The sequence below is a fragment of the Janthinobacterium sp. 344 genome (assembly GCF_900112025.1).
In the GTDB taxonomy this organism is placed as follows: Bacteria; Pseudomonadota; Gammaproteobacteria; order Burkholderiales; family Burkholderiaceae_D; genus Janthinobacterium.
Window position 1 is genome coordinate 73,344 of the sequence record NZ_FOKL01000004.1, and the last position, 14,948, is coordinate 88,291.

Annotated in this window: 8 protein-coding genes; 1 reads left to right on the top strand and 7 read right to left on the bottom strand. The window is 63.4% G+C overall.

Annotation, left to right across the window (positions count from 1 at the left end; all coding sequences use genetic code 11):
- The 5 genes from BM193_RS12680 to iolC all read right to left on the bottom strand — a co-directional run.
- The coding region (locus tag BM193_RS12680; protein ID WP_139229966.1) for an aldehyde dehydrogenase family protein at positions 1-302 on the bottom strand (302 nt) is incomplete at its 3' end.
- Between the two features lie 16 nt (positions 303-318).
- Positions 319-1,113, bottom strand: coding sequence for a 5-deoxy-glucuronate isomerase (gene iolB, locus BM193_RS12685; protein ID WP_092832354.1), 795 nt, complete (start codon positions 1,111-1,113; stop codon positions 319-321).
- A complete protein-coding gene (gene iolE, locus BM193_RS12690) occupies positions 1,110-2,024 on the bottom strand; it encodes a myo-inosose-2 dehydratase (RefSeq protein WP_092832356.1) in 915 nt (304 codons plus the stop codon). Before iolE ends, iolB begins: the two co-directional genes overlap by 4 nt.
- 1 nt (position 2,025) lies before the next feature.
- Complete coding sequence (gene iolD, locus BM193_RS12695; protein ID WP_092832358.1) at positions 2,026-3,867, bottom strand: 3D-(3,5/4)-trihydroxycyclohexane-1,2-dione acylhydrolase (decyclizing); 1,842 nt, start codon at positions 3,865-3,867, stop codon at positions 2,026-2,028.
- Positions 3,864-5,810 (bottom strand): bifunctional 5-dehydro-2-deoxygluconokinase/5-dehydro-2-deoxyphosphogluconate aldolase, encoded by a 1,947-nt coding sequence (gene iolC, locus BM193_RS12700; protein WP_092832360.1) that lies wholly within the window; start codon positions 5,808-5,810, stop codon positions 3,864-3,866. The genes iolD and iolC overlap by 4 nt, the downstream gene beginning before the upstream one ends.
- A 780-nt stretch (positions 5,811-6,590) precedes the next feature.
- Here iolC and BM193_RS28340 point away from each other — a divergent pair.
- Complete coding sequence (locus tag BM193_RS28340) at positions 6,591-7,883, top strand: hypothetical protein (RefSeq protein ID WP_139229961.1); 1,293 nt, start codon at positions 6,591-6,593, stop codon at positions 7,881-7,883.
- 1,846 nt (positions 7,884-9,729) lie between these two features.
- Here BM193_RS28340 and BM193_RS12720 read toward each other — a convergent pair.
- Positions 9,730-10,035, bottom strand: coding sequence for a hypothetical protein (locus BM193_RS12720; protein ID WP_092832368.1), 306 nt, complete (start codon positions 10,033-10,035; stop codon positions 9,730-9,732).
- Positions 10,036-13,593: 3,558 nt separating this feature from the next.
- Complete coding sequence (locus BM193_RS12730; RefSeq protein WP_139229962.1) at positions 13,594-14,859, bottom strand: MFS transporter; 1,266 nt, start codon at positions 14,857-14,859, stop codon at positions 13,594-13,596.
- Positions 14,860-14,948 lie beyond the last annotated feature (89 nt).

Sequence of the window (14,948 nt, forward strand, 5' to 3'; positions counted from 1 at the left end):
TTGGCATCCGTCAACACCTTGCCGTGCTCACCCGTGATCAGCGCCGCCAGCTGGTCGGCATGTTCTTCCAGCAATTCCTTGAATTTGAACATGACCCGCGCGCGGCGCAGCGGCGACGTCTGCGACCAGGCGGGAAAGGCCGCATGGGCGGCGGCCACGGCCGCGTTCAGTTCGCCCGCAGTCGCCAGCGCCACCTGCGCCGTCACGGCGCCCGTGGCGGGGTTGAAGACGTCGCTCGTGCGCTCCGAGCGCGACGCCATGAGGTTGCCACCAATAAAGTGGCCAATGGTCGGGGTAGTCATCGTTTATCCTTGTCTATTATTTCGTCATCAGCCACTCGTGGGCCGGGTCATTTTTAAAATACCAGGTCCGCTTGGGGCCGGCCATCACGTTCAGGTAATAGCCGTCGTAGCCATACGGCATGGTGACGGGGTGGTAGCCGCGCGGCACCATCACCACATCGTGGTTTTCCACGGCCATCGCCTCGTCGATGGAACGGTCGTCCGTGTAAACGCGCTGGAAGGCGAAGCCCTGTTCGGGGTTCAGCCGGTGGTAATAGGTTTCCTCCAGCGAGCTTTCCAGCGGGATATTGTCGCTGTCGTGCTTGTGCGGCGGATAGCTCGATGAATGGCCGGACGGCGTCACCACTTCCACCACCAGCAAGCCGTCGGCCTCGGCCGTCTGCGGCAGGATGTCGCACACATAGCGCGTATTGGCGCCCTGGCCGCGCACGGAACGCGTCATGCTGGCCGGTTCGATCAGGCGCGCCGGGCGCTTGGTCGTGGCCGGCGCGCTGCACAGGCCGACCTCGGCGTCGCGCACGGCCGTGATGCGGACCGTGGTATCGAGCGGCACATACACGGCGTAGGGCGAGACATCGTCAAAAACGCTGGCGCGCTTGCCGATAGCGTCCCAGGTCTGCTCGCCCGCCTGCACCGTGACCGTGCCCGTCAGCACGACGATGCACAGTTCGCGGCTGCCCGTCTCCAGGCTGATGTGTTCGCCGGCCGCCAGCCGATGCGCGGCAAAGCCCACGTGCGTCCAGCCGGCGGACTGCGGCGTGACCTCGACGATAGTTTGTCCCTGCCCCGCTTTCACCAGCAGCGGGCTCATGCCGCCTCCCGTTTCAATCGGGGAATCGCGTCGACCAATTGCGCCAGGTAATCGTGGCCCATCTTCGCGTATTGATAGCTGGGGGCGACGGCCGGGTCCTGCTCCGCCTCCACCACCAGCCAGCCTTCGTAGCCGTGCAGATACAGGCGCGTCAGGATGGCCGGGAAGTCGATGCAGCCGTCGCCGGGCACGCTGAAGGCCCCATTGATGACGGCCTGCAAAAAACTCCAGTGGCCATTGCGGGCCAGTTTCACCACGTTCGGGCGCACGTCCTTGCAATGCACGTGGCAAATCCGATCGATATGCTTGTTCAGCACCGCCAACGCGTCGCCGCCGGCAAAGGTGATGTGACCCGTGTCGAACAGCAAGCCGACTTCCGGCCCCGTCAAGGCCATCAATTGATCCACGTCGGCCGGGGTTTCCACATAAGCCCCCATGTGGTGGTGATACGCCAGGCGCACGCCGTGCGCCAGCAAGTGCCCCGCAAAGGCCGTCAACTTGTCGGCGTAGTCCCGCCATTGCTGGGCGGACTGGAAACGCGGGCGTTTATATAAAGGCCGGGCTTCGCCCTGGATGGCGTCGGCCACTTCGCCGTAGACCATGACGGTGGCGCCGCTGTCGGCAAGCAAACGTAAATGCGAGCCAACAGAAGCGATCTCGTCCTCCACCGAGCGGTGCGCCAGGCGACCCGAATACCAGCCGGACACGCACGCCAGACCATACTTGCCCAGCACGGCGTTCAGGGACGGGGCATCCTTGGGAAACTTGTTGCCCAGTTCAAAACCCACGTAGCCGATCTCGGCGCCTTCCTTGAGGGCCGTTTCCAAAGGCGTCTCGCCGCCCAGGCTCGGTAAATCGTCGTTCATCCACGAGATCGGGTTGATGCCGATCTTCACATTCCAGGTAGTCATTTCAATTCCTTTGTTTCAGGCGATCGTTGTCATAACGGGCGCGGGCAGCTTGCACGCCGGGCTGGGTGGAGACCTCGGGCACGGCCACTTCCCACCAGCAACCACCCTCCTCGGTCGTGCGCGTGGCGTCCGTGTCGATGCAGATCAGATAGGTACGCGCGGCGGCGCGGGCGCGCAGCATCGCCTGTTCCAACTCGGCGATGCTGGCCACGTGTTCGCACAACGCGCCCAGCGCCTGCGCATGCAGGGCGAAGTCGATGCGGGGGGCGAGGTCGGGCAACATATTGTTGAACGAGGCATTGCCGCAAGCTTGCTGCAGGCGGTTGATGCAGCCATAGCCCCGGTTGTCGAGCACGACGATGATGAGCTTTTTATCCAGCATGACGGAGGTGGCGATTTCCGAATTCATCATCAGATAGCTGCCATCGCCCACCATGACGATGACCTCGCTATCCGGTTTGGCCATCTTGACGCCGAGGCCGCCGGCGATTTCATAGCCCATGCACGAATAGCCGTATTCCATGTGGTAGCCGCCCGGCGTCGATGTTCTCCACAGCTTGTGCAGTTCGGCCGGCAGGGTACCGGCCGCGCAGACGACGATATCGCGGGTGGTAGAGTCAAGTGAAGAGCGCTGCACGGCGCCGATGACTTCGCCGTCGTACGGCAAGCCGGCGACCTCGCGTTGGCCGGTAATGGACGCCACGCTGGCGCGCCAGGCATGCGCCGCCTGCTGCGCCCGGTCCAGCCACTGGCCCGCGCTGTTCCAGGTACCCAGCAGGCGCGACAGGCCCTGCAAGCCCAGGGTCGCGTCCGCCTGCAGGCCCAGGCCGCGGCGTTTCAGCGCGTCAAAGTTGTTGACGTTCAGGCTGAGCAGCTGCGCCTGCGCAAACAGGGAATGGGAACCCGTGGTGAAATCCTGCAGGCGCGTGCCGACGGCCAGCACGACATCGGCCTCGGCCGCCAGCGCATTCGCCGCGGGCGAGCCGGTGACGCCGATGGCGCCCAGCTGCAGCGGATGGTCCCACGGCAAGCTGCTCTTGCCGGCCTGCGTTTCCGCCACGGGAATGCCATGCCGCTCGGCGAACGCCTGCAGGGCGGCGCCGGCCTGGCCATACAGCACGCCGCCGCCGGCGACGATCAGCGGCTGTGTCGCCGCTTGCAACAACACCGCAGCCTCTTCCAGTTCCTGCTCGACGGGCGGCACGGCGCGGAAACGCACGGTCCTCGGCGCAAAGAATTCCTCGGGATAGTCATACGCCATCGTCTGCACGTCCTGCGGCAGGGACAAGGTGACGGGGCCGCAGGCGGCCGGGTCCGTCAAGGCGGCGATCGCCCGTGGCAAGGCCGTCAGCAATTGTTCCGGATACACGATGCGGTCGAAATAGCGTGATAAAGGTTTAAAAGCGTCATTCACCGACACGCTGCCGTCGCTCGCATCTTCCAGCTGCTGCAAGACGGGGTCCGGCGCGCGCGAGACGAACACGTCGCCGGGCAGCAAGAGCACGGGCAAACGGTTGACGTGCGCCAACGCGGCCGCCGTCAGCAAATTGGTGGCGCCGGGACCGATGGAACTGGTGACGGCCAGCATGCGCCGGCGCATGTGCGCTTTCGCATAGGCAATGGCCGCATGTGCCATCGCCTGTTCATTGTGGGCGCGGAACGTGGGAAATGGCTCGCGGTACTGGTACAGCGCCTCGCCGATCCCCGCCACGTTGCCGTGGCCAAAGATGGCGAAGGCGCCGCCGAACAAAGCTTCGTCCTCTTCCGTGCGCAAGGCGGCCAGGTAGCGGACTAAAGCCTGCGCCATGGTCAGGCGGATGGTGGTATGGACGGTGGCGCTCATGCCGCACGCTCCAGGCGGTTGCGCGTGCGCTGCCACAAGGTAATGAGCTGTTCGAAGTTGGCGCGCACGGCGGCGATCAGGCCCGTATCGTCGAGGTCGCCCGCCAGCCAGCGGCGGCTCGGTTCCTGGAAGATGGTGCGCCCGACCATGAAGCCGCGGCAGGTGGTGCTGGCACTGGCTTGCGCGAAACTGGCGGCCAGGGCATCGATGGGCGCGTTCAAGCCCAGCAGCACGACGCCACGGCAATACGGATCGCGCTCGTGCACCAGGGCATCGATGGCTTGCCATTGCTTGGCCGACATGCTTTCCAGTTTCCACCACTCGGGATAGATGCCCAGGTTGTACAGGCGCTTGACTGCGCGCAACACGGTGTCGTCGTGCTGGGGCAGTGCCTTGGCGGGGATAATTTCCAGCAGCAATTCATGGCCCGTGATTTGCGCGGCCTCGTACAAACCCTTGATCTGCGCCTCCTGTTCCAGGCGGTTTTCCACCGCATCATCCGGATGCAGCTGCACCAGGCACTTGATGACGTGTTCCTTCGGCCACTGCGTCAAGCGCGATGCCAGCGAACGGCCCCAGTCGAACTGCAGCGGATTCGATCCCGGCAACTCCACGGGACGGCCGATCCACCAGCCACGCCCCGTCGCATCGTTGAGCGCATCGACGCCATAGCGGCCATCGATCAGCACGCCCGTCTTGCCGGCCAGCTTCAATGCCGTTTCCGTCTGCGCCACGGCTTGCACCATCAATTGTTTCAAGGCCGCAATACGCGATTCGGGCGCGCCCGTCTGTTGCGCCAGCTCAAAGAATTGCGTGCGGTGGTCGAAGGCAAACACGCACAGTTCATTCCACTGCGGGCGCGCCACCGTCGTGCGGTGCAGACGCGACAAGGTCGCATCCTGGTCAGGACGCGTCAGCTTGGCCGCATTGGCGAGGAAATAGTCGAGCTCGACAGGCGACGGCATGGCCGGCGCACAGCCATGGCGCGACACGACGAGCGCGCCGCAGCCATTCGCGTAGCGGCAGCAGGCCTCGTAATCCTCGCCGCGCAGCCAGCCTTTCAGGAAGCCGGACAGAAAAGCGTCGCCCGCGCCCAGCACGTTCAACACTTCCACGCGCACGCCACGATAGTTAAACGCCTCATCGAGACCGGCAGGAACCACCCCCTCGATAACGGCACAACCCAGCGCCCCACGCTTGACGACCAGGGTGGCAAGGCTCACGGCCCGCACGGCACGCAAGCTGGCCATGATATCGGCGCCGCCGCCCGCGATCATGAATTCCTCTTCCGTGCCGACCACCAGGTCGAACTGCGGCAGGATCGCCTGCAAATGGCGGGTGACGCCTTCGTTGGAAACGAAACGCGTTTCGCCGTCCGCCTTGCCCGACAAGCCCCACAGCACGGGCCGGTAATCGATGTCGAGCACGGTGCGCACATGGTTGGCGCGCGCCAAGGTGAGTGCCTGGGTGCTGACGGCGTGCATGGCGCTGGTCGAGAAATGCGTGCCGGTGATCAACAGAGCCTTGCTGGAAGCGATAAAGGCGGCGTCGACGCTGGACGCTTCGATGGCCATGTCGGCGCAATTGTCGCGATAAAAGATGAGGGGAAAGGTATCCTTATCCTTGATGCCAAGCATCACCAGTGCCGTCAGGCGATCCTGGTCGATGCCGACATGGCTGACGTCGCAGCCCTCCTGCGCCAGGGTGTCCGTGAGGAAACGGCCCATGTGGTCGTCGCCCACCTTCGACAGCATGGCCGACTGCAAGCCCAGCCGGGCCGTGCCGAAGGCGATATTCGCCGACGAGCCGCCCAGGTATTTGGCGAAACTGGTCGCGTCTTCCAGCGGGCTGCCGATCTGCTGCGCATACAGGTCCACCGCCAGGCGGCCCAGGCAGATCACGTCCAGCGCGCGCCCCTGGGCAAATTCAGTCGCATTATTCATGGCAATCCTTAAATAGCAAAACCGCACAATGCACTCATCACCCCACGAAACGCCGCACCCCCCGCCAACATCCAGAGCACTCAAGCCATCGAAAACGGTGCCGCGCAGCAAGGACCCAGCGACAAACCCCGCGAAAAAAGGCGCAACGAAGCGCCCACAGGAGACGCAGGAGCCACACAGGAAAAAATAAACAGCACGGACAACCCCCACGCGCACGCCGCCAAAAGCAGTCACAGCACACGGAACGAGGGCGCCACCCCCAAGCAGGCCGGCGCCGCCCAGAACATCAAAACGCGGGCCCCAAACGGAAGCGCCCCGGCAAGGCCCAGGCATCGCCCACAACCGCCCCACAGCCGGCCCAAGGCCCACGGCCGGGCACGCAACATCACCCCCAGCGCCGACAGCCGGACCCACGACGCAGCGGCCCCAGACGCCAAAGCCAACACCCGCAGCACCCAAAACACAGCGGAAAACGGCGAAAGCCCCAAGAAGAAAATCCGCGAAAAGGACACCAGACACACCAACGCAACGGACGGGCAGACGGCCGCCACCCCCACGGCGAACGACGAGCACGGCCAACGGAACCAGACCGCCCGCCCCGACACCAGGCATGACACAGCCAAACGCCGGGGCACACCGACCAGGGAAGCCAACAAGGCACACCACCCCCCCCCACTGCACCCCAGCAGCCAAAGCACGCCCCCCCGCCACAGGCACAGCGACACGCTTTGCACAAAAAAGACCCAGCCCAAACGCGGCCGCACACACGACAACGCAAGCATGCATGCCCGCACGCCAGACCACCAGCACGGCACACACCCACGGACAAACCAGCACAACAGCAACGCGAGCAACACCAGCACCCCGAAGAACACCCACAACCACCCCCAAGCAAGAATCCAAGAAGAAAACCCAATCCACACCAACACCAAGATCACCGACCAGAAGCACGCCCCGAAGACGGAACAGGAGCCCCCCGCCAAAAAAGCCCACCCGAAGAAGGCCCCGATCATGGAAACGAAGTACAGCGCCAGCCCGCAATCGCACACGGCCGAAACCACGGCAAAGAAAAACAGAAAACAAAACAAGCACACCCAGAAGCACACCAAGAAAAACAGCGACACCCTGAACGCTGGCAAAACCACGCCCACCAAACGGGCAACGGGCACGCCGCCCCCGACGCCGAAGAGCCAAATACCCATACACGGGCCGGCCAGGACAAAGCCAAAAACCAGAGCCAAGCCGGCCCACCAGACCACCACCGTCGGCACCCCCCACAACAGAGGCGCGCCAGAGGCGAACGCCGGCACCAACCCCCCCGCGGCCAGACACGCCAACAGCAAGGCCCAAACGGCCCAAGAAAAAACCGCCGCCCCCAGCCAAGCCGCCCCGGACAGCGAACCAATCCCGCTGAAAATCGCCCCGGGCCACAACATAAACCACACGGCCACAGGCAACCCCCACAGCACCAACACCAAAGCCAGAGTGACCAACAACGAAGGAAAGCGCGTCGCGAAAACCAGGAAGCAAGTCAGCCAGCCCAGCACAACCCACCCCACAAAGGAGAACACCATGCACGCACACAACGACCACCGAAAAGAGACGAAAGCAATGCCAAGCATCATGCCCGCAAACCCGATAAAGCAACCCACCGAAACCGCGAAGCACCCGCCGACCATAACGAACCACGCGCCAACGGCGACGATGCAAACCTACGCCGCCAAGCGCCCAAAGGTGAGCACCACCCCCAAGGCCAACACCCACGAAACGCCGGCCGTAACCATGAAGAAGGCGAACACCAGGAGCGAACCCGACAACCACGAGAAGGCCAAACGCCGGAACAGCCACCCCAACAAACGGACCCGCCCCACGCACGCAGCAAGGCCCAGCGTCAACCGCGGCATGCCCGACGAGCCCAAACAACCCCGTGCCACCATGAACCAAACCGTACCCACCCCAGAACCCCATCGACGAAGAACAACCCGACACCCGCGACAACAACTCCACAGCCGCAGAACCCGCCCACCGGCAACCATAGACAGCGCCCAGGCACAAAACCAAACGACCAAATAAAACCAAAAGCGACTGCGCAACGAAACAGCCCGGCGCAACACCCAACAAGACCGACATGGCCATGGGAGACAAAACCAAGGCCGGAACCGACATCCCGCGGGCCATACGATCGCCCCACGCCGTATACGGCCAGGCAGGACTCAAAATGCGCAACAGCGAGCAGCCACTCCCCCACCCGGCCCAGGCCCCCCGCCCCGCCCTGCAACAACAAGGACAGCACAGCAACGCGGAAAGACCAGCGCAGCCAGGGGCGCAGACAGACGGCGAACGCCAACCAGCAAGCCATGACCCCCTTCCAGACCGCAACGGACAAGGAAAACATGGCAAACCACACCCGCCCCGTCAACCACAACGATGCCAGCCACGCAAGCCAAGCAAGGGACGAGCGGCGCCAAAGAGCCAACAAGGCCCCCGGCCGCCACGTAGGCCACAAGCAGCCCCCCAGAACCCTTGCGAAGGAACACGCAGCCCCCCCCCAACACAGCGAGCAAAAAGGGAAAGAAACGCCCAGGGCCGACGCAAAGCCAAAACACCACGCCAACCACGACGCCCTCCACGCGGAACACGTCACGCACACGAAAGAGCGGATGCCCCCCGCCCGACAGCACGCGCCCGCCCCCCCCCAGGCAGCCGAGGAACACCGCCCCACCAGCAGGACCGCACACAGCGCCGAGCGCGGCCCCACCATCCACCAGCACACCGAGACAAACGCAACAGGCCAGCAGGCCACGAACCAAACACGCCGTGCCAGCAAGCGGAACGAGGACACACACACAACCACCACCGCACACGCCCCCGCCGCCCACCGCGCCAACAACCGCGCCATCGCGAAAACGCCCCCAGACCGCCGCGCGCACAAGGCCACCCACAAAGCGAAAGCCGAGCCTGACCACGTCACGCAAGCCCTGATCCTAGACCACCAAGAACCGGAACCGGGCAAACAGCCCAACAGCAAGAACCCCCCCCCCGCCGAGGAGCGACCGCGCATACCCAGACCCAGCCACAGGCCCAGCCCCAGCAAGGCCAGCCTCTGCAAAAACCCCCAACCCTGACCGCCAAGCATGAATGCCCCATGGAAGGATAAAGTCATAGAGACCCAAGCGCCTGGCGCGAAAAACCGGCGAAACGCAAGACAGACAACAAACAACGCACCCACCACAGCATAGACCACAAAAAACACAAAGCCAACAAAATAGGCAAAGCAAACCAAAAGAAAAACCAGGGCCCAGTCGCAAGAGGCCCGCCAAAAAAGCACGCCAGAACCACCCACGCCGAAACCACCGCCCACCAAGCACACCAAGCAAAAAACAAGGCACACACCCACCCCACCCAACACCCAAACCACCACACCGCCGCCCACCAAGACAAGCACGCCAGCCACGAGAAGGGCATCGCACAGGAAATCGAAAAACAACGGGCCAGCCGGAGACTCGAACAAATCAGCGACAGCGCCCCCGCCCGCGACCACCAGCCGGCGCACAACGAGCACCTCGCCCAAAACGGCCACCGCACCGGCCTGGCCAAAAGGCACAAACACGGCCGCCAGGCCCACACGGACCAGGATGGCGCCAAGCCCGACGACCACCAGCCCACCCACAAGCGCATCGACACGCGACACCCCCCCCTCAACCAGCACCACCTGACGCGCCAACACCACCGAGCCAGCCACGCCCACCCCCACCACCTGGCCGCCCGACACCACGACGCGAAACCGCAAGCCAAAGTCAACCAGGCCCACAAGGCGCACAATATCCAGCGCACCGGCGAGCGCCCGCCACTTCCGATCGCCCCAGACAGCCAAGACGCACCACAACACACCGACAACCGCCAGCACCGGAAAAACGGACTAGGACGCAAACACCACGAACACATCCCCAGCGGCCGCGAACGCCAGGGGGACATCCCCACCAGCCACCAGCATGACCCCAACGAAAACCAGCACCACACCAACAAGCAGCAGCACAAGGGACCCAAGGCCCCAGCCACTACCCACAACAAGCGGGACCAGCGCGCGCGGCCCGACCACGAACGACACACCGTCAACGACCACAGCCCCGCCGCAGCCCGCGCGAACACCAGCAAAATCCACCGCGGCAAGCCCCGGTGCATCGCGAGGAAAGACAAACAAGAGCACCACATCGAAAAAAGCCAAACCCCAGCAGAACAGGATGATTCAACGAGCACGCGGCGAAGCCGGACCCAGCCGAAAAACACACGCAGCAAACCGAGCCACACAACCAGGACGACAATCAAAACACGGGCGCAACCGACACCAGGAACCGACCGCCCCGCCGACAACACGCCAAGGAGGCAGCACCGCCCCAGGGCAAAAGCCACGCGCACAACCAACAAGAAAGCCCAGAGCCACCGCATCGAACACACAAACCCACACACAACGGACCAGGCGATCGCCCGCCGCAGCAAAGGCAAGATGACCCGAAAAACCCGGCGACAGCACCAGCCACCCAGCGCGAGCCACCCCCCCCCCAGGCAACCAACCAAAGGGCCCATGCAGGCGAGGCCCCCACCCAAACCAAGAGCCAACCTGCAAAACACAAAAAAAACGAACAGCAGCGGCCCAGAGCCCCACACCGCAATCGCCGCCCCGCACAAGCCCAGAACCCAGCCCACCCCCAGGAAGCTACAGCAAAGGGCAAAGCGGAACATGCAACCAAACGCGAACCCACCATTCAGACAGAATCCCCGGCACACCAGAAGACAAACCCAGAAGAGGCCAACAAACGCCCACAACCCCGCGCCAACCCCCCAGAGCCGAAACGGGCGAAACAGAGACGGCCAGCCCCACCACCCCCACGGCCAACCGAACGCGCCCCCAGAGAAACCCAAAGCGCCGAGCCAACGACGCAAACGAAAAGCACTGCCAAGGCCCCAGCAGCGCACGAAGCCGCCAGCCACCAAACCACAAGACAACAGAACCGACAACCCAAACCACCGCAAACCGAAGCGCCAAAAAGCCGGAAGAAGGCGCCCAGGAACCCAACCGTGGCCCCCACGCGCAGCAAAGCCCGCAACCCTCACACACCATCACCCACCCAACCACACGGCCCACAACAAGAAACCACCGACGGAAAACCCCAGAACCACCAGAGCCAACGACCCCGCCCGGCCCCGAAAGTCCGAGGCGAAAACCACCGAAAAGAACATGGCCGCCGAAAGCAAGAAAAAACAACAAAAAAACACCAGACCACAGCCCAACCCCAACATGAAAACGAGAAAGCACAGCAAAAAGCCAGCGGCGACACCGCCACGCAACAAACCCAGCGAAACCCGGACCAAACGCGCAAAGCGGCGCCCCCCCAAGCCCCCCGACGCCCCAACCAGACAGGGCCGCAAGCCAGCCACCAAGCACAACAAGCTAAGCAAAGCAAGACGCCCAAAGGCCACAACCGGCCACAGACACACGCCCCCCAGGCAAAACAACCACCCGCCATGCGCAACACAAAACAACCCCCCGACGAGCCCCCAAACACCGCCGTTGCGAAAAAACACCAGAACCAGACCCAGCCCAAGCACGAAAGGCGGAAGCACAAGCGGCACAACACCCACAACGCACAAGCAACACACCCAGCGGCCGGCGGTGCGAGGCAACAGAAAAGCAAACACAACAAAAAAGAACGCGACCGACAAGCCCCAAACCAAAGCCAGCGCCAGCGCAAACCAGCCAACACAACAACCCCAGCGACCCCCCAAGCAACTGAGCCCCCACAAGCCGCGGCAGCCCACGCGACGCCACAGGGCACCAGAGCCACCGCCCACACCGGCCACGGGCCAACCCCCGCCCAAAACGAGCAGAGCCAAGCGGAACAAAACCAACACACAAAGGAGGCAAAGCATGAGGCCAAGGCCACAACCCACGAACGACGCGCCACGGCAGACACCGCAGCAGGCCCAGCCCCAGGGCAGCACGAACAACAGCCAAAGCCCAAGAAACACCGACCCAAAACCGAGGCACGGGCCGCCCCCCAGCCGCACCCAGCAAACCCAGCCCAAACACAGCAGAAAGGCCCCACCCACAGCGAGCGCGCAAAGAACCAACGCCGGACGCCGAACACCGCCGCCCACAAGCCCGGCGCAGCCAGCCACAAGAGCAAACAAAACCCCCACCGGCCAGGCGCACAACGACACCAACCGCACAACACCCGACGCAACACACGCACAGAAGAACGGCCAGGACCCAAGCCATGCGCCAGCCAACACCCCCGCAGCCGGAAGCGAACACCGCAAAAGCAACAACCCGGCCAGGGAAACCAACAGCCAGCCGGAAAAGATCCCACGCACAACCGCAAGCCAACGACAAACAGCAGAAACGCCAAGGCGCGCAGCGAGCGATTGCCCACACGCGACAAACAACGGAAAAACGGGGAACGACTGACAAAACCCGCCCGAGCCACAGCGAGCACGCCACCAAACAAACCCCGAAGCGCACGAAGCACGGCCACCAGTTAACCACCGGCACAATAAACCAGGATCGCCCAGAGGAGTAAAAAGCCCAAACCCGGATCCGAACCGCAAAACTCAGCCAACGCGTAGTCAAGCGACCGGACGCTCGCCAGGCGCCGCCAGGCCGCAGGAATGGCCGCGCCCACGCCAGACGGAACAGCAAACACAAACGCATTCAAGACCTCGCGCCGCACGGCGCGGCGCAACGCCAAACAACAAAAAAATGACCCCTGCACCAGCGATGGCGCACCAAAGACGATACCCAGCCAACACATCGAGGAGCAACTCCCACACCACAGCGGCAAAAAATTCACGGGCAACAAAACCACCGGGAATCACACCAAACAAGCCACGAAACAGAGCCACACGCCCCCTACGCCACCCCCCACGTCTCAGCCAGGCCCCACACAAACCCCCGCACAATGACGGAAGATAGGGCCCAATCTCGCAAAGAAAACGAAGCCATAAACGAAACAAAACAAAGGAAAAAAAGCACCCAGCGCCATAAAAAAGACGACCAAGCAATCCGGCGGCCAAAGCGCGAGACCCACCTGCCAAACGCCCGGAACAAGGACGCACCACAACAGGGCCCCCCCCAGGTACTGCAGAGAAAGCACGTGGCCGGTACACGCCACACCCACAACCCAGAGCGAGATACAAAAAGCGCGGCACAACCCCGAAAACCCCGCCGCCACGACCAACAACGACAGCAACGCCACGACCCGCGACGACGAGGCCGACCGCTAACCCAAGCCGGCCCCCGCCAGGGGCCAACAGCACGCGCCGCACCACCACACGTACGACGGCCCGCCCGACGCGCAGCAACAAACCGCAGAACAGCCATCCACCGCGAGCGACATCAAAACCGACACAGACAACGCGCTGGCCCCCCCGAACCACGCAACCAGCAGCCGCCACCAGAACATGCCCAACCAACACAAAACCGACAGGCCCCCCGCGGAGACCATGCAAGGCATACGCAAGGACAGCCATACAGAAAGCACAACACTGCACAACGCCATCGCCCCACACCAAAGCCGCGCGTACGACGAACACCAGACGGCACCGATAGACGCCCGGCTCACCGGCCCCGGAACGGCCAGCGCGCGGCTCAAACCCCAGCGCACACAACTCCACACCCCACCACAAAACCAGCGCGACGGCAAACAAGAAGCCAGCCACGCCGGCCGCGAGCCCACCTACCAACAAAAAAACCCGCCAGACGGCCAGAAAGCCGGCCGCGAACGGGTCACACAGAAACACAGGAGCGGCAATAACAGGCACAAGGGCAAGTACCAGACCGGCACACAAACAAAAACGCACCCACCCGCAGAAAGCCACCCAGCCACAGACAACAGCCCACACAAAGCAAACCAGAACCACCACCCAGACAACGGGCGACGGAAACCCCAACCGAGGCGCCCAAAAGGCCGGCCAGAATAAACCAGAGAGACGCGCCAGTCGACCCAACCCCGGACCGCAAAAGGCACGACAAAATACGGCACAGAACACAGTAGCACAGACCAAGAACGCCCAGACCGACAACAACGAAGACCGTAACCGCCCACCGCACGCCAGACCCCAACAGCGCCCCCAGAACCACAACGAAAAGCGCGACGGCCAAAAAGAACCAAAGCAGACAACCACAGCGCCCGCCAAGACCGGCAAGCACGCACCAAAACCGAAGAAGCACGGCAAAGAACAGCAAACCAAACACTGGAACCACCAGAAAAACCGGCCCAGCGAAGCCAAGCCTACGAGGCCACCAGCGCAGAGCGAACAAAGTAAAAACGGAGAAAAGAAAGAACGAAACCAGAGCGAGAACGCCACCCAACAACACCAGCCGGCCACGCGGCCGCAACACGCGACCCAACGGCAGCGCCACGACCGCCCACCGGCCGACGACCTTAGGAAAAGCCAGCCGGCACCCAAGACGCAGCCCAAACAACACACCAACGACAACCAGCAGCCCGCCACCAACGAAGCGAAGGCAACACCCGGACCAGAACAACAGCCAAACGGTAACGGTTGCACACACCAGCAAGAAAACGACGACGGACACGAAGAACCCCACCGCCACGCCCACCGACCGGAAAAGCCCCCACCAGGCCACCGGCCCCGGCCCCCCATGCCCCCACCCCACCAGCACCGAGCCCCCCCAAGCACCCCCCAAGCCCAACCCCGGGCCGAAACGCCACACAGCCACCAACAAGGCAGCCAAGCCGCCCAGAGCGGCATACCACCCAACCAGCCAGAGGATAACACCAGAAATACCAAAAGCCAGCAAGCCAGCCACCAGAGGAAAAACACAGCACAGACAGCCCCAAAACGAACAAAACACCCCACAGCCGAGAAGCCAAGCGAAAAAGCCAAGGCCGAACCGGCACAGCCAACGCAGCACGCCCCACGACGGCCACCCCGCCGGCAAGAAAACGCTCCAAAACACCAGCACGCAGCCGCCCGCACAAAAAGAAAAGCCAAAGAACCCGACCCCGGGGCAGAGCAGACCGGACAAAAGCACACCACACCGGGAACACCTCCCGCGACGCCGACGCAGGGACCAACCGCCAACGGAAAGGCGGCGAAAAGCCAAGCGACAAATGC

What these genes read in the sequence shown, in the direction of transcription:
- BM193_RS28340 (WP_139229961.1), top strand. Translation starts at nt 6,591, where the DNA reads ATGCATGCCCGCACGCCAGACCACCAGCACGGCACACACCCACGGACA.
- iolD (WP_092832358.1), bottom strand. Translation starts at nt 3,867, where the DNA reads ATGAGCGCCACCGTCCATACCACCATCCGCCTGACCATGGCGCAGGCT.
- iolE (WP_092832356.1), bottom strand. Translation starts at nt 2,024, where the DNA reads ATGACTACCTGGAATGTGAAGATCGGCATCAACCCGATCTCGTGGATG.
- iolC (WP_092832360.1), bottom strand. Translation starts at nt 5,810, where the DNA reads ATGAATAATGCGACTGAATTTGCCCAGGGGCGCGCGCTGGACGTGATC.
- iolB (WP_092832354.1), bottom strand. Translation starts at nt 1,113, where the DNA reads ATGAGCCCGCTGCTGGTGAAAGCGGGGCAGGGACAAACTATCGTCGAG.